General features: G+C 63.8%; 14 protein-coding genes. 4 read left to right on the forward strand and 10 right to left on the reverse strand.

Annotated features, from left to right (window positions below):
- Positions 1–8 precede the first annotated feature (8 nt).
- Positions 9–485 (reverse strand): DUF3717 domain-containing protein, encoded by a 477-nt coding sequence (locus QTH87_RS16915; protein WP_286610792.1) that lies wholly within the window; start codon positions 483–485, stop codon positions 9–11.
- 422 nt (positions 486–907) lie between these two features.
- Between QTH87_RS16915 and QTH87_RS16920 the strand changes: the two genes are divergently transcribed.
- From QTH87_RS16920 to QTH87_RS16930, 3 genes are read left to right on the forward strand one after another with little or no spacing between them, the layout of a single operon-like run.
- Positions 908–1,645 (forward strand): TerC family protein, encoded by a 738-nt coding sequence (locus tag QTH87_RS16920; protein ID WP_286610794.1) that lies wholly within the window; start codon positions 908–910, stop codon positions 1,643–1,645.
- A gap of 48 nt (positions 1,646–1,693) precedes the next feature.
- Positions 1,694–2,158: a hypothetical protein gene (locus QTH87_RS16925; protein ID WP_286610795.1), complete on the forward strand. Its 465-nt coding sequence runs from the start codon at positions 1,694–1,696 to the stop codon at positions 2,156–2,158.
- An 18-nt stretch (positions 2,159–2,176) separates the two neighbouring features.
- Entirely contained in the window at positions 2,177–2,536 is a 360-nt protein-coding gene (locus tag QTH87_RS16930) for a phage holin family protein (RefSeq protein WP_286610797.1), read from the forward strand.
- A gap of 73 nt (positions 2,537–2,609) precedes the next feature.
- Here QTH87_RS16930 and QTH87_RS16935 read toward each other — a convergent pair whose 3' ends face one another.
- Positions 2,610–4,181 (reverse strand): M48 family metalloprotease, encoded by a 1,572-nt coding sequence (locus QTH87_RS16935; protein WP_286610798.1) that lies wholly within the window; start codon positions 4,179–4,181, stop codon positions 2,610–2,612.
- A 54-nt stretch (positions 4,182–4,235) separates the two neighbouring features.
- Here QTH87_RS16935 and moaC point away from each other — a divergent pair, with 54 nt between their 5' ends.
- Entirely contained in the window at positions 4,236–4,715 is a 480-nt protein-coding gene (gene moaC, locus QTH87_RS16940; RefSeq protein ID WP_286610799.1) for a cyclic pyranopterin monophosphate synthase MoaC, read from the forward strand.
- A gap of 99 nt (positions 4,716–4,814) precedes the next feature.
- Here moaC and QTH87_RS16945 read toward each other — a convergent pair whose 3' ends face one another.
- From QTH87_RS16945 to QTH87_RS16980, 8 genes are all read right to left on the reverse strand, one after another.
- On the reverse strand, positions 4,815–8,984 hold the full coding sequence (locus tag QTH87_RS16945; protein ID WP_286610800.1) for a PilC/PilY family type IV pilus protein: 4,170 nt from the start codon (positions 8,982–8,984) through the stop codon (positions 4,815–4,817).
- Between the two features lie 19 nt (positions 8,985–9,003).
- A complete protein-coding gene (locus QTH87_RS16950; protein ID WP_286610801.1) occupies positions 9,004–9,624 on the reverse strand; it encodes a hypothetical protein in 621 nt (206 codons plus the stop codon).
- The gene (locus QTH87_RS16955; protein ID WP_286610802.1) at positions 9,621–10,793 is read right to left on the reverse strand and encodes a PilW family protein; all 1,173 of its coding nucleotides are present in this window, start codon (positions 10,791–10,793) and stop codon (positions 9,621–9,623) included. Before QTH87_RS16955 ends, QTH87_RS16950 begins: the two co-directional genes overlap by 4 nt.
- Before the next feature lie 8 nt (positions 10,794–10,801).
- Positions 10,802–11,206, reverse strand: coding sequence for a type IV pilus modification protein PilV (gene pilV / locus QTH87_RS16960; RefSeq protein WP_286610803.1), 405 nt, complete (start codon positions 11,204–11,206; stop codon positions 10,802–10,804).
- Positions 11,203–11,868 (reverse strand): GspH/FimT family pseudopilin, encoded by a 666-nt coding sequence (locus QTH87_RS16965; RefSeq protein ID WP_286610804.1) that lies wholly within the window; start codon positions 11,866–11,868, stop codon positions 11,203–11,205. Before QTH87_RS16965 ends, pilV begins: the two co-directional genes overlap by 4 nt.
- On the reverse strand, positions 11,826–12,305 hold the full coding sequence (locus QTH87_RS16970) for a type IV pilin protein (protein WP_286610805.1): 480 nt from the start codon (positions 12,303–12,305) through the stop codon (positions 11,826–11,828). The genes QTH87_RS16965 and QTH87_RS16970 overlap by 43 nt, the downstream gene beginning before the upstream one ends.
- 174 nt (positions 12,306–12,479) lie before the next feature.
- Positions 12,480–12,965 carry a pilin gene (locus QTH87_RS16975; protein WP_286610806.1) on the reverse strand — a complete coding sequence of 162 codons (486 nt, stop codon included), beginning with the start codon at positions 12,963–12,965 and terminating at the stop codon, positions 12,480–12,482.
- Positions 12,966–13,041: 76 nt separating this feature from the next.
- A complete protein-coding gene (locus QTH87_RS16980) occupies positions 13,042–14,442 on the reverse strand; it encodes a sulfatase-like hydrolase/transferase (RefSeq protein WP_286610807.1) in 1,401 nt (466 codons plus the stop codon).
- Positions 14,443–14,532 lie beyond the last annotated feature (90 nt).

Here is a 14,532-nt window from a genome sequence, read left to right on the forward strand (position 1 = left end):
GGACGCAATCAGTCGGCCGGGGCCGCGTCCGGCGGCCGGGCGTCCGGAGGGGGGGACGCTTCGGCGGGCTGCGCCTGCACCGCCTCGCGCACACGTTCGGCATACCTGTTGAAGCGCCAGGCGCTGTCTTCCATGGTGATGCGGCGCCAGGTCGAGCGCTTCTCGGCCGGCGTCATCGCAGGCCAGTGCTGCACCTCGTCGAAGCTGCGTCCGCAACCCTTGCATTCGTCGTCGCCCTGGCTGGTGGAGCAGATCGCGATGCAGGGCGTGTCCGGCGTGCTCCGGTACCAGGTCAGCCAGGCCTCCCAGGCCTCGGCCGGAAAGCCGACCTCGTCGACCTCGTCCTCGTGGTGGAAGACCATCAGCGCATAGACCTCGGCCAGCGCGCGCAGTTCGGGCGCCAGCGTGACGCCGTCGGGCGAGGGCTTGCGCTCGCGCCAGTAGTTGATGGCGGCCTCGATGTCCGTGATGTGAATGGCAGCCATGAAAAGCGAGAAAAAGGGAGCCGGGGATCATAGTCCGGCCAATGTCCCGACGACATTGGGGGAATTGGACGCTATGAATTTCGAAGCATCGGCTCCTTTATCCACGCGGCATCCAGACGCGTTTCATTTAAGCGCCCGGTGCGCGCAGGTTGCCACGACCGGGCCGCGATGCTCTAATCGCGCCCACGAAGGGGAGTAGCTCCCGCTTGCTCCGAAGGAGTGGGTTCGCCAGGTCGTCAATACGAAGCAAAACACTTCCGGCCTGTCGGGCAGCCGCGTGCTGTCATGCGAGACCTTCGATGTGAGCCCTCTCGTGGGTTTGATCGAAGCGTTGCGGCCAGCCTCCCGGAGACCAGGTTCTCTCGTCCAACGCCTCATCCGATCCACGCGAGCGGGAGTGAAACGAAATGAGAGAGAACTGAATGGAACAATTCCTAGCCCCCGAATTCTGGGTCGCGGTCGGCCAGATCATCATGATCGACATCCTGCTGGGTGGCGACAATGCCGTGGTCATTGCGCTCGCCTGCCGCAAGCTGCCACCCGCGCAACGCACCAAGGGCATCCTGTGGGGCACCGCCGGCGCCATCATCCTGCGCGTGATCCTGATCTTCTTCGCGCTCACCCTGCTCGCGATCCCGTTCCTGAAGCTCGCCGGCGCCGTCCTGCTGCTGTGGATCGGCGTCAAGCTGCTGGCGCCCGAGCACGATGACGCACACGGCAACATCGCTGCCAGCGACAAGCTCTGGGCTGCCGTCAAGACCGTGATCGTGGCCGACCTCGTGATGAGCGTCGACAACGTGATCGCGATCGCAGGTGCCGCACAAGGCGCCGGCGAAGGCCACCAGATGCCGCTGGTCATCTTCGGCCTGCTCGTGAGCATCCCGATCATCGTCTGGGGCAGCCAGCTGGTCATCAAGCTGATGGACCGCTTCCCGATCATCATCACCGTGGGCGGCATGCTGCTGGGCTGGATCGCCGGCACGATGGCGGTGTCCGATCCGGCAATCGCCAACACGGCGGCCTGGAACTGGGTGCCGAAGCTGCCGCAGACCGACGTGGTGCGCTATGCCGCCGGCGTCATCGGTGCACTGCTGGTGCTCGCAATCGGCAAGTGGGTGGCGTCGCGCCGCCCGAAGCCGACCGACACGGTCGCGGCCTGATCTTTCCTCGATGCCTCTGCCTATTCAAACAACCCAGAAGGAGCAACCATGGACAAGGTCATTCTGTATGTGGACGACGCGGCCTATGCGCGCGAGTTCCTGGCCCGGGCTCCGGCCGAGCCCGGCGTGGCGGCCCCGGGCCAGTGGGTGCTGGTGGCCTGCGCGCCGCGCATGACGCATCGCATCAGCAAGTGGGTGAGCCACAGCGCGCGCGAGAACTGGCGCGCCAAGTGGCTCTCCAAGGTGCAGGAACAACTGCTGCCGTTGCTGTCGGTGGGTGGTGCGCAGGTGACGACCGTGCTGGCGAAGGGACCGCTGCCCGAGCTGACGCAGCGGCTCAAGCTGGAGCACGGCGCGGCCCGCGTGGTCGATGCGCGGCGTCCGAAGATCGGCGTCGACCTCGAGCCCGTGGCGCCCGACGTCGCGCCGGCCGGACAGTCGGGCTGGGCGCTGCCCGGCGCGATGCTGGGCATGGGCGCGCTGCTGGTGCTGGCCAACGAGCTGTCCGAGTAGCGAAGCACTTCCCCACGCATGCGACTCCTCATCAAGTGGCTGCTCAGCGCGCTCGCGCTGCTGGCGGTGGCCTATCTCTACAGCGGCGTCCAGGTCACGAGCTACACCTCGGCGCTGATCGCGGCGGCCGTGATCGGGCTGCTCAACATGTTCGTGCGGCCCGTGCTGGTGGTGCTCACGCTGCCCGTGACCGTCGTCACCTTCGGCCTGTTCCTGTTCATCATCAACGCCCTGCTGTTCTGGGCCGCCTCGGGGCTGATGTCGGGCTTCCACGTCAACAGCTTCCTCGCGGCGCTGGTGGGCTCGCTGATCTATTCGGTGCTGCGCATGCTGATCGGGGCCGCTCTCGGCGAGCTGTTCACCCGCAAGCCCGCCTGACGGCGCCGCGCGCGTAGCGAAAAGAAAGGGCCCGCGGGCCCTTTTCCTTTGCACCGGCCGGTGCCTTCTTCCTTCAGCGGCTCTGCTGCTTCTGCTCGGCCAGCTGTTCCCTGAGCTGGGCTTCGACCGCGCGGGCCCGCGTGTCGACGATCGAGGCCTCGTAGTGGTCGACCGGCGGCGCGCCGGCATCGCCCTGCATGCTCCTGCGCACCAGGTCCTGTGCCGCCTTGAAGCGGTCGCGCGCAGCCTGGAGATCGAGCGCCGCCACATTGGCCTCGGCATCGGCGCGCACGGCGCTGATCGCGTTGTTGTTCGCGCCATAGAGGTTGGCCAGCATGCGCCAGGCGCTGGCATCGCGCGGATGGGTCGCCACCCAGTCGCGCAGCACCGGAATCATCGGCGCCGGGTTGCGCGTGGCCACGGCGACCTGGGCCGACAGCATCATCTCGGGCCTTTCCCTTGTCTTCGGATCGAGCAGCGCTGCGGCGGCCGGCGCGGAACCGGCCGCCAGCTCGATCTCGGCCGAGAGCAGGCGCGCCAGCCGCGACGCCGGCGCATCGCCCGCGGTGCGCACGACGAGCCGCTGCGCCAGCCCGCGCGCAGCCTTGAAGTCGCGCAGCTCGCTGGCCGACAGCGCCGCCGCGTAGAGCGTGCCGGCCTGCTGCGCGGGCGAGGTGCGCGCCATGTCGGTGCTGTTGGCCGAATCGACCCAGAGCCTCAGCACGTCGACACCGGGCCGCGTGAGCACGCGCGCGCGCGCCGAGATCATGGCCTGGTCCATCAGCAGCGGCACGCCGGTCGCGGTGCCGGGCTGGAGCTGGAAGCGCGACTGCATGTCGGCGATGCGCTCGGAGTTGAGCGGGTGGCTGCGCAGGTAGGGGTAGGAGCCGTTGTCGTTGAGGCGCGAGGCGTACTGCAGCTTCTCGAACATCGCGGCCGCGCCCTGCGGGGCATAGCCGGCCTGCGACATGACGCCGAAGCCGACGCGGTCGGCTTCGCGCTCCATGTCGCGCGAGAAGCTCAGCTGGTTCTGCATGAAAGCGGCCTGGCTGCCCATGATCACGGCCTGGCCGGCATCGCCGTTGCGGCTCTTGGAGGCGGCGATGACGCCGAGGATCAGGCCGGCCAGCATCAGCGGCAGCTGCTGGCTCTGCTTGGTCATCATCCGCGCGATGTGACGCTGAGTGACGTGCGAGAGCTCGTGGCCCAGCACGGTGGCGAGCTCGTCGCGGCTGCCGATGACCGCGATCAGGCCCAGGTTGAGGCCCAGGTAGCCGCCCGGCAGCGCGAAGGCGTTGATGTTGCGGTCGCGGCCCAGCAGGATGGTCCAGGCGAAGCGCTCGTCGAGCTCGGGCGTGAGCTCCCCGCGCACGCGCGCGGCGGCGAGCAGCCGCTGCCAGATGTCCTGCACGTACTCGACCAGCACCGGGTCGTCGGTGTAGTCGGGGTCGCGGTAGAGCTCGCGCGCGATCTGGTCGCCGAGCGCGCGTTCGGCGCTGGCGGTCATCTCGCCGCCATCGCCCATGCCGGGCAGCTGCTGGGCCTGGGCGCGCAGCGGCAGCGCCACCTGGGCGGCGATCAGCAGCCCCGTGCAGAGGCCGCGCAGCAGGCGGCGGAGGGGTTTTCTGGGAGTCAAGCGCGGCATTCCTCGTCCATGGCTCAGCCCCGTATGATGCGGCACTCCGCGGAACGTTCACAGATGAGTTCACTCACCCATTTCGATGCCCAGGGCCAGGCGCACATGGTCGATGTCGCGGCCAAGCCCGCCACCCACCGCGTGGCCGTGGCCACAGGCCGCATCGAGATGCTGGCCTCCACCCTGGCCCTGATCGAATCAGGCACCGCCAAGAAGGGCGACGTGCTCGGCATCGCACGCATCGCGGGCATCCAGGCGGCCAAGAAGACCAGCGACCTGATCCCCCTGTGCCATCCGCTGGCGCTGACCCGCGTGGCTGTGGCCTTCGCGCTGGTCGAGGGCGAGGTGCCCCAGGTGGCCTGCACCGCCACCGTCGAGACCGTCGGCCCGACCGGCGTCGAGATGGAGGCCCTGACGGCCGTGCAGGTGGCCCTTCTGACGATCTACGACATGTGCAAGGCGGTGGATCGGGGGATGCGGATCACCGACGTGCGTGTGCTGGAGAAGCATGGGGGGAAGTCGGGGAGCTACGTAACGGTGTGAAAGGCCTGCGTCCGCCCGCGACGCATCCTTGCACGACGTCTCAAAGCCAAAGGGCGCGCCAAACAAACTGCGCGCCCTTGGTCATTTGAGATTGCCGACTCAATCCACCGTCGGCACTTCACGCCAGTTGAGCATCCGCAGGCCCAGGGCGCCGGGGATCGTCACGCCGATGTTCTTCAGTCCGCCGGCCACGTCGCCGGCGACCAGTTTCACCTTGCCGTCCACGCTCAGGAACTTCAGGTCGGTCACGGCCGATGCACTGACATGGAAGGCCTCGCCGTCGATGAGCACGGTCTTGCCGGTCGCCAGGTCGAGCGCGTAAATCTGGCTCACGCCGCTCGGCGCACAGGCATCGCCTTCGGTCTGCAGGCTCGCAAAGGCCACGATGCCGCTGTACGACGTGGGGTTGGAAACCAGCCGCAGGGCGGTCGTGCCGGCCTCGTCGTAGCCGAGGTTGGCGTACCAGCCCATGGAACTGGCTGGCAGCTGCCCCGCGCCCTGCTTCAGATTGTCGACCTCGGTGAGGTTGTCACGCGTGATGGGGAAGCTCACGCCCTCCGGCAAGGTGGTCGACTTGTTGAAGCCGCCCGATTCGCCGTTGCCATCCATCAGCGCGTAGAAGGTCTGCTCGTCGGTCAGCGCGAGGTCGTCCGTGTGCAGCAGCTTGCCGGTGCCGAACAGCACGAAGCGCTTCTTGCTCAGCGGCTGGACCTCGATCAGCGGCTGGGTCGTGATCGGCTGCACCACGCCGTCCTTCGCCATGGTCGCGATCAGTTCAGGCGCCGGATAGTCGAGCGAACTCGACTTGGGCAGCGACAGGTCGAAGCGCCACAACTGGCCTTGCAGGTCGCCGGCATAGATGCTGTCGGCCGTGCCGTCGCTGAAGTCGACGATGAAGCCCGCCGCCTGCGCCATGCCGTCGGCGGCCGTCGGCGTGTCGATGCGCTGCAGCAGTGCGCCGGTATCGGGGTTGACGATGTACAGGTGGCCCTTGCCGTCGCTGCTGTTGTAGCCGGAGGTGAACACCACCACCCAGCCGTACTTCTTCGTCTTGACCACGACCGGGGCGCCATAGCTGTAGCCCATCGTCTCTTCGGTGAATTCCCACTTCACGTTCTTGGCCACGTCGGCTTCGGCGCCAGTCATGGTGCTCGGGTCGGTGATGTCGAGCGCATAGAAGCCCTTGCCACCCTTGCCCAGGCCGCCGATCAGCAGCGTGCGCCAGTTGGAGCTTCCGGCAGTGCTTGTCGTCTTGAAGGTGCCGCCGGCCCAGTTCAGGTCGATGTCGAATGACAAGGGCGTGGCATCGACGTAGAAACGGTGGTTGTAGTCGGGGCTGCCGAGCTGGGCCAGCAGGCCGTCCTTGTCGGCCGCATCGGGCTTCGCGAACAGGAAGCTGGGCACATAGGCGAACAGTTCGGTGCCGCTGTCTGCGTCGTCCATCGTGCCCTTGAAGGCGTGCAGCATGCCGTCGTTGGCACCGACGAAGACCATGGTTGTCCTCGCCTTCCAAGTGTTCTTGAATGCCGCATAGCCGGGATTGATGGCTTCCGAAAGGCCCAGGAGGGGCGGCCCGACCGGGGTCACCTTGGAATTCACGATGTCGCCGAGCAACTGGGCGCGCAGGCGATAGGACTTCGAAGCGTCGGCCTCGGTTCTTTCGTCGGTCCGGCTGCCGCGCAGGTACTCGACGTACTTGGACGCGTCGTTGCCCGTGGTGTAGCTCGTATCGAGCGCCGACTGCTGCGCACCGGTGAGCGAGTCGTATCGGAAAGGCGCTCCGGCAGAGCCGTTCCAGGTAACGACGCGGCGCCCCGTATCCCAACCTTTTGCAACGACCTTGTTGTCCTTGTCGAGCGTGACCTTGAACTGGTTGCCCAGCGTCGTGTCGGTATTCCAGATCTGCGAGGAGAACGGGTCGCCCGCATCATTGAACTTGAGATTGTTGCCAGTGACCACACCGGTCCAGGCCACAGAGTCGTACTGCGACGCGTAGGACCACGCGCCCAGCGACGAAATCTGCACCGTGGAAAGAGAGAACGAGGTGGTGTAGTCCTTGATCTCGTTGGAGATCTTCTTGAAGGCCTCGGTCAGGCCCTTCACCATGGTGTCGGGACGACCCGCTTCGAAGTAGTTGTCAGGGCGATCGCGCTCGGTGTTGCCGCTACCGACCTTCTCGCCGGAGGTCGACCACCATTTGGTCAGGATGTCCGCGGGCTTCATCGAGTAGGGGTCGATGTCTTCCGGAATGCGCATGCCGCCGTACTTGGCCGCAAGGTAGAACTGGTTGTTGGGTTCAAAGGCCCGTTCCAGCACGTCCACCCAGTAGGTGCGCACGGTCTGCTTGCCCTTGAGGTCGTCACGCAGGTCCCGGGTGTTGGCGTCGAAGGCCAGGCCCGCCATCATGGCCGTGTTGTCGTCGCAGCAGCCGCTCGAGACGTTGGTGCGCGTGCCGAGGTCCGCGCCCATACCCTGCAGGACGCCGACCTTGTTGGTCATGTCGACGGCGTTGACCCCCTTGTCGTCGACGATCTTCTGCGGCAGCCCGGCGGGTTCCTTCGTGAAGTTCGCATTGCCGGGAACGTTCTTGTCGGCATGGGTGTAGATGTCGCCGATGCCCAGCACGAAGTTGCGCTGGCAGGAATGCTGGATCGGATCGTCCCAGTTCCGGATAACCGGGAAACCGTCCAGGTACTTCCTGCGCGTATTGCGATCGGTGCCCGCCATGGACGACCATTCGGGCACGTTGCCGAGGTTGCGGTAGTACCGCAGTGCCGCGTAGTACATCTCGCTGACCGGGTCGTTGCCCTTGTAGTTGCCGGGCGTGATCTGGCCGAACTTGTTCAGGTAGTTCATCACGCCGCTGTTCGAGATCGTCAGCTTGGCATCCGGCCGCGAGGCTGCAGGTTCATCCGCATCGCTGGCATCGGCGGTGTCGGGATTCTGGATCTGAACGCCGGTCACCGGATCCCATTCGCCATGGGTGTTCTCGACGCTCGGCTTGTTCGGCACCGGGGACATCGGACCGACGAATTTCTGACGTGCCCGCAGGACGCCGCCGTCGCGGTACATGTTGTCGTCGTTGAGGTAGCCGAAGGCGCTGAAGCGCATGCGCTGCGAATACTCCTGGATCAGGCCTTCGGGCTTCCAGTGGTCCCCGTACTTCACACAGTTGGACTCGAGCAGACCCGGAACGCAGACCAGGTTGCTCATGACGTAGTCGTAATTGGTCGAATTGCCGATGTCGTCCGTGAAGGTCACGTAGTCGTTGCTGCCGGGCCTTCTCCACGCAAACCGCATGTCGGCGCCGCCGCCGGAGTCGTAGTGATCGATCTGGACAGTGAAGTTCGTTCCTGCCGTCAGGTCAGCGGTGCCGTAGTAGGCCGTCGCACCCTGGGCCTTCCATCCCGTTTCGCCGAACAGGCTCACGCCGTTGACGGTCAGGCGGACACCGTCGTCCCCCGTGACGCGGAAGCTGTACGTGCCCGTGACCGGTGCCACGTAGGTGCCGGTGTAGCGGGACGAGAAGTTCTGATTGACACCGGGAGCCGGACTCGCCTCGCCCCAACTGTGATCCGCGTTGTCGTTTTCGACGACGACCGGCGTGCCGGTCTGGTTGGGGAAGCTGTTGAAATACTCTGCCTTCATCGACCCTGTCGAAGTCGACAGGCGCATGCCGAAGCCGCGGCCGTTGACCGACACGTTGAGCTTGCTGGCGTTGGTGAAAGGCGTGGCGCCTGCGATCTCGCTGTTCGGCACCGTTCGATCGGGGAAAAGGCCCTGTCCGGAATGCCAGCCCTTTTGAAGGACGGTTTCGGTCCTGACATCATCCTTGGTGGGGCCATCGATGATGCGGCGCCCGCCGGTCATTGCCCAGCGAAACGGGTCGATCGTGGCCGTAGCCGCCCAGTTCAGGAAGTTGCCGCTCCACTTGCCACCGCAGGTGTGGTCGGCGGTCTTCGAGACCGGCTCGAAGCGGCTGTTGGCCACCGGGTCCTTCACGACGTAGTCGTAGCACTTGTTCGGATCGAAATAGCCCAGGAACGTGCTGTTGCGCGAATAGTCGCCCACATGCGCCGTGCGCGATGCCGTGGGCCATTCCACCGACAGCGCGAGCGCCAGGTTGCCCGGCACCTGCGAGGTGGCGAACACCGGCTCGTCCGCCAGGTTGGTGGCTGCCATCGCGACGGTCTGCAGCGCCAGCAGGCCGCCGGCGGCGACCCAGGTGCGCGCGGTGCGTGCAAGGTTGCGCAAGTTGTTGTTGTTCATGGCGAGCCCGGCTTGTGGTTCAGTCTGGTTTGGCAAAGGAGGTCTGCAGGAAGACCTGCGTGTCCCGCGGGCCCGTGACCCGCATGCTGAGGCGATACACGGAAGAAGGCGGCGGCGGAATGCGCGTCCCCATCTCCTGGCTGCTGCCGCCGCGTACTTCGCTGGCGGAGGGTGGAAACACACAGCCCGCCTGGCCCAATGTGGCCGAGGTCGACGCGGCATTGCACAGCCGGTCGATCACGTAGCGGATCGTCACCTTGGCCGTGTCGTTGACGATGTCGTTGGCCGAGGTGCCCACCGCATCGAACTTGCTGTTGCTCAGCAGTGCGAGGGGAACGCCGCGTTCGTTGGTCTCCAGCGTCACGGCGCTGTAGTTGTTGGTCTTCGAGTTCGCCGCCGATGCGGCCGCGTTCGCAAGGATGCCGGTGCCGTCGAACTGCGCCATCACCTTGGCGACCGCCTGCTCGCCCTGGTTGACCAGGTCGCGCTTGAAGGCGATGTTGCCGGCGCTCGACAGCGAACTGTTCATCGAGCGCACCACCGCGACACCGCCGGCCAGCAGGATCACCAGCACGATCAGGCAGAACAGCAGGACGATGCCGCGTTCGCGGCCTCGCGAGGCGAATTGACGAGACTTCATGATGGGGGAAGCAACAGCATGTTGCGAAGAGGGATCGTGGTTTCGACGACGCGATGGCGGAAGTGCTTGCCCGTGTCATCGATCGGCACCGTGATGTGCAGGGCTTCGGCAAGGTCGCCGAACAGCACGATGCCTTCGGGAGAGATCGGTTCCTTTTCGAAGGTGCCGCTCCGAACGACCATTGCCACGCGCACCGCGATCACCTGGCGCATCTTGGCCGGCGACGCCATCATCTTGTCGATGGCATATTCGCCCGAGGGCGCGACCCAGGAGTCGAACACGCCGTCGCCGGTGGAGTCGATTCCGTACAGGGCGCGCATCTCGATCACGCCGTCGGACACCATCTGCTGGTTCTTCTTGTCGAGATCGGCCACGGGATCCGCAACCGCACCCGAAGTCAGCATCAGGTCGTAGCTCACCAGCGCATGGCTCGTGTTGACGCTGAACATCTGGAACTGGACGTTGTTGGCGCCCGCCCGGCCCAGCGTGGTGAAGTAGGCACCGCCGCCGTCGATCAGGTCCGTCAACGAGTGCGCCTCGCTGCCGGTCGAGTAGTAGAGGCCACCCAGCGGCAGGGTTTCGTTGCCCACGGCATCGGCAAAGACGGCGCCGTCACCCTTGACCTGCTCGATCAGGCAATCCGCGACGCCTTCGCGGCTGATGATCCCGATGTCGCCCTCCGACAAGCCGATCGTGTTGCTCATGCGCAGGACGTTGTCCGCACCAGCGGACGAGCGGATCGGCCTGCCGATGTCACCCGATGCGGCATTGCCGCTCATCGCGATCACGACGTCGGAGCCTTCGGCGGGGCGATCGATCAGCAACGGGGCCAGTTGGAGCGTCTGAGGCACCGAGGCGAAGGGCGCGGGAAAGGCATCCGCGCGCGGCAGAATCTGTTTGCCGTTTCTGTCGACGATCAGCGTGCAGCCGAAGGCGCCAAGGTTCCAGGCCTGGGCGAAGCCCGAGCCCGCACTGCGAATGGCGCGGTCGAACACATAGGCCAGGTAGTTGCCGGACTGGTTGGCGTCATTGGTGCCGGTGGTGGTGCGCTTGTGCTGTTCGCCCATGACGACCACGCTGGTGACTGCGAGCGTGACGACCAGGCCAATGACCATTGCCACGAGCAACTCGACCAGCGTCAGGCCGCGCTGCGAAGCGAGATGAGGCATACGATTCTTCATGGCAGCACCACCCGCGTGGTCAGTTGGCTTTCCTTGCCGTCCTGGTTCGGCGCCGACCACTTGATCTCGATGTCAGCCTGTTTTCCAGTCACCGTGATCGTCGGATTTCCACTGGGCAGCCCGCCAGTCTTGGGGTCCTTGACGCGGTCCTCCCAAGGTTTCGTGATGTCTTCGTCCAACGACACCGTCTTGTGCAGCCACATCTGCGTCACGATTTCGTTGGCGAGCAGCGCCGCGCGGTTCCGGTCTTCGGCATCGACGGACAGGCTCACGGCGCGCGCCTGCAAACCAATGAGCCCGAGGATGCCCAAGGAGAAGAGCAGGACCGATATGAGCACCTCGATCATTGCCACGCCACGCTGGCCGCTTGCGGGCATGCCTGATTGCTGAGTCTTGTTCATGGGGGGCACCCATCCGAAAACTTGGTGATGTCCTTGTTCGGATCGCACATGCGAACCTGGCCACCCGGAGACACGATGACGCGCATCTTGCGATCGGCGTCGCTGTCGAGCGAGATGTTGTAGGTGCGAGGCGTGTCGATGGCGCAGGTCTCGCCGCCGGTCACGTCCGTGAGGGTCTGGGCCTCGTTGGCGATCAGCCTGCCGACCGAGTTGAAGCAGATGGCGCCCGGGCCGCTGATCTTCACGCCCGAGGCGACATCGGTGAGCACGCCGGCCTCGACGAAGCCGTCGCTGCTGTCGTCGGCGCCCATGGAAGGCAGCGCGAAGATCACCCAATGGTTGCCGTCGGCCTTGGCGTCGGCCGCGGTAGCCGTGGGGCCGAGCTTGCTGTCGGTGAGCGAGAACACAACCTGCCGGCTGCGGCGCAGCGATTCGTTCTGTGCCACCCGCAAACCGTTCTGCAGGCCCTCGGCGACCGTCCGGATCTTCGCGTTGCGGACCCAGGCGAACAGCGAGGGCGCCGCGACCGCCATCAACAGGCTCAAGAGAGCGATGGTAACCATCAGTTCAACGATGGTGAAGCCGCGGACTCTGCGCCGCCTTGATGAACGGGGCTGGGTCAGCACGCCTGCCCCTTCTTGATGATCCAGGAAGTTGCGCATTCGCTGGTCCAGCCCGACCCGTTGGGCACGCCCTTGGTCGCGCGGACGTTGCTCTGGTCGATCGTGTAGGAAGCACCCGCCACTGGCCCGCTGCCGGCTGCGGTGATCGTGTATGTGGTGTCGCCCAGCGCCTCATCGCCATCGCAGCTCAGCACGAAATTGCCGAAGGTGCGCTTGGCAGCAGCGAGATCAGTGGAACAGGCCGGGACGAAGGTTCCGACCTTCTTGTAGGTGCGGTTGTCCTGGAAGTGCCGCTCCATGTCGGCGCGCATGACGGACAAGGCATTCGTTGCCTCGACGACCTGGCCTCGTCGCACGTAGTCGCTGTAGCTCGGGATTGCGACAGCCGCGAGGATCGCAATGATGGACACCGCGACCATCAGTTCGACCAACGTGAAACCGCTTGTATGACGGCGCTGAGATCTGTTCTTTTGCACTTCGATGCCCTTTAGTCCTACCAGTGGACGTCACAAATTGTCACCGCCGTGCGCCAAAAGTGGTAACCGCTCGTCAGCGACGCCAACCCTTTCGTCGGTGCTCGGCTCTCAATATGAGCAGTTTTCCATGCATGGGCTACTTCTTTAGATTTCGCCCCAGCAGCTCATGGCCTGTTACGGCGCGGGGCAGTCACTGCGTGCGTAGCGCGCCTCGATCGTGCTGGAGCAAGTCCAGGAGCCGTCTGATGTGCGCGTCCAGGTGACGGTGTTCGAACCTGCGAGTCTCAGGTCATGCAGGGCTTGATCGCCGAAGGTTGCCGTGATCGTCGTCGTCTCGGTCATCGGATTGAGAACTTGAGGAACCCCGGTATTCGCGGGAAGGACAGCCCCTGTCTGCGAGCTTCCGGTCAGCAGAAGCGAGCCCGTCGCCAGGGGGTCGCACTCGCCCACGCCGGAACCGACGGCTGTCTTGCCCTCGAGGAGGCACGATTCGACTGCGGGCCGGAGCGCCCCGGACTCGGCAATGGCCCGAGTGACCTGTGACCTGCCGATATAGATCTGGTACTGAGGCACGGCAATCGCCGCAAGTATTCCGATGATTGCGACAACAATCATCAATTCGATGAGCGTAAAACCTTTGATGAGCCGCTGATTGATCATTTTGAATCCGATGCACGTCAACGAGGGAGGTAAAAATTTTTACAAGAAGGCATGCAAAGCCACTTCTTGACGCCGTTCAATGTGAAGGGACACCGCCTTCATTCTTCACACGAAAAATCAAATACGGAACGCGATCCTCTTCGAACTCGTCGCGTCCATTGCCTTTCAGGAATTTGGGCGTGTGGTCTCCCACCAGCAGCACCGTCAATCCATTTGCCGATTCGCGGCGAAGCGATTTCTGGAGCGATCGCATGAAATCAAAAAGCAATGCAGAGTGATCGCAACGCTCTTCCTTTAACTTCAAAGCACCGCACACTTCGTCCTTGACCGACGGCTCACTGAGGTCTGCCAAACTGTATGGAGTGTGCGAATTCAATGTCATCCAGTAAGTAAACGCCTTCTTCTCTCCAGTTGCCGAATCGACGACTTCGTCTGCAATGCTGTAGTCGCAGACTCCCGGGACATTCTGGCACCATCGACCTCGCCCATTCAGATCGGACATGAATTTGGTGCTATTGAAACCGATTTGGGGATACCATCTTTCGCGGCGATACATCTTGCCCGACGCGCCATGAAATGCCGAGGTCTGGTAGCCCTGTTCGCGCAATTTATGCGGAAGGCAGTTTGCGCCGTTTGGCACATCGTCGATTCTGAGGCTCAGCGGCACAAAGCCGCACAGCTCACGAAATTCAGCAGTCATGGTGGCGCCCTGGTATTTGACGGCACCCCGGTGCAGCAACTCGATTCCCGGCTGCTTCCACATGTCAAACCAGAACTGCATTTCGTCGTCTCGCGTCGGCATGCCCCACGATTCGACGACGACGACGAGAAGGCGCTCTGGAAGTGGATTGCCACTAAGAAGCGTCGCGACGGCCGAGTCGCTCGGCGCTATGGGTCGAAACTGACCAATATCCGGGGCATAGCCTTCATTGTAAAAACCCAGCGAGTTGCGCATGAAAGCGGTATCCATGAGCCATGAACCCGCAAGCTTTTGCCCTTGAATCAGATAGAGTCTTTGCCGCTCATGCTCAAAACCCGTGAGGCGCGGCACGGAGACGGCAAGACCGAGAATCAGGACCAACCATATGAACAAAAACTGACGATTGACTACGCGCTTGAAGACAAAAACACAGAGGGCGCCCCAAGCAATCAATCCGACAATGATCGCCGCGCCCCCGATCAACCAACCCTTGTTTGCATAGGGCAAGTAGGTGAGGAGATCCAGCACGTCTGAGTAGTTTGGCGACAAATTAATCTGGGCAAACCCAAACAGAAAGTCACCAATCCAGATCAGCGCGAGAACGGCACAAAAGAGAGACGCATTTCGACGAACAACAAGCGCCGAGAGAACAAGAAACTCCAACCAGAAGAGAGGCCGATAAAAGCCGAGCAAATGAGCAGCCACAATTGCCGGGAGCATTGGCAAGCACAGGGCCAACAACGCCAGAGATGCCTGCATTAACTTGTCGCGGCTCATAGAAATTCGTCGATCATTAGTGCATCAAATGACGCGATTGGCGTTGTATATGCGATTGCAGTTTGGAACTAATTCTGATGCGATTCAGAT

Source organism: Variovorax jilinensis (assembly GCF_030316885.1).
GTDB lineage: Bacteria > Pseudomonadota > Gammaproteobacteria > Burkholderiales > Burkholderiaceae_C > Variovorax > Variovorax jilinensis.

Excerpts from the sequence above, each read along its gene's own strand:
- QTH87_RS16915 (WP_286610792.1), bottom strand. The coding sequence starts at position 485 with ATGGCTGCCATTCACATCACGGACATCGAGGCCGCCATCAACTACTGG.
- QTH87_RS16920 (WP_286610794.1), top strand. The coding sequence starts at position 908 with ATGGAACAATTCCTAGCCCCCGAATTCTGGGTCGCGGTCGGCCAGATC.
- QTH87_RS16925 (WP_286610795.1), top strand. The coding sequence starts at position 1,694 with ATGGACAAGGTCATTCTGTATGTGGACGACGCGGCCTATGCGCGCGAG.
- QTH87_RS16930 (WP_286610797.1), top strand. The coding sequence starts at position 2,177 with ATGCGACTCCTCATCAAGTGGCTGCTCAGCGCGCTCGCGCTGCTGGCG.
- QTH87_RS16935 (WP_286610798.1), bottom strand. The coding sequence starts at position 4,181 with ATGCCGCGCTTGACTCCCAGAAAACCCCTCCGCCGCCTGCTGCGCGGC.
- moaC (WP_286610799.1), top strand. The coding sequence starts at position 4,236 with ATGAGTTCACTCACCCATTTCGATGCCCAGGGCCAGGCGCACATGGTC.
- QTH87_RS16945 (WP_286610800.1), bottom strand. The coding sequence starts at position 8,984 with ATGAACAACAACAACTTGCGCAACCTTGCACGCACCGCGCGCACCTGG.
- QTH87_RS16950 (WP_286610801.1), bottom strand. The coding sequence starts at position 9,624 with ATGAAGTCTCGTCAATTCGCCTCGCGAGGCCGCGAACGCGGCATCGTC.
- QTH87_RS16955 (WP_286610802.1), bottom strand. The coding sequence starts at position 10,793 with ATGCCTCATCTCGCTTCGCAGCGCGGCCTGACGCTGGTCGAGTTGCTC.
- pilV (WP_286610803.1), bottom strand. The coding sequence starts at position 11,206 with ATGAACAAGACTCAGCAATCAGGCATGCCCGCAAGCGGCCAGCGTGGC.
- QTH87_RS16965 (WP_286610804.1), bottom strand. The coding sequence starts at position 11,868 with ATGCGCAACTTCCTGGATCATCAAGAAGGGGCAGGCGTGCTGACCCAG.
- QTH87_RS16975 (WP_286610806.1), bottom strand. The coding sequence starts at position 12,965 with ATGATCAATCAGCGGCTCATCAAAGGTTTTACGCTCATCGAATTGATG.
- QTH87_RS16980 (WP_286610807.1), bottom strand. The coding sequence starts at position 14,442 with ATGAGCCGCGACAAGTTAATGCAGGCATCTCTGGCGTTGTTGGCCCTG.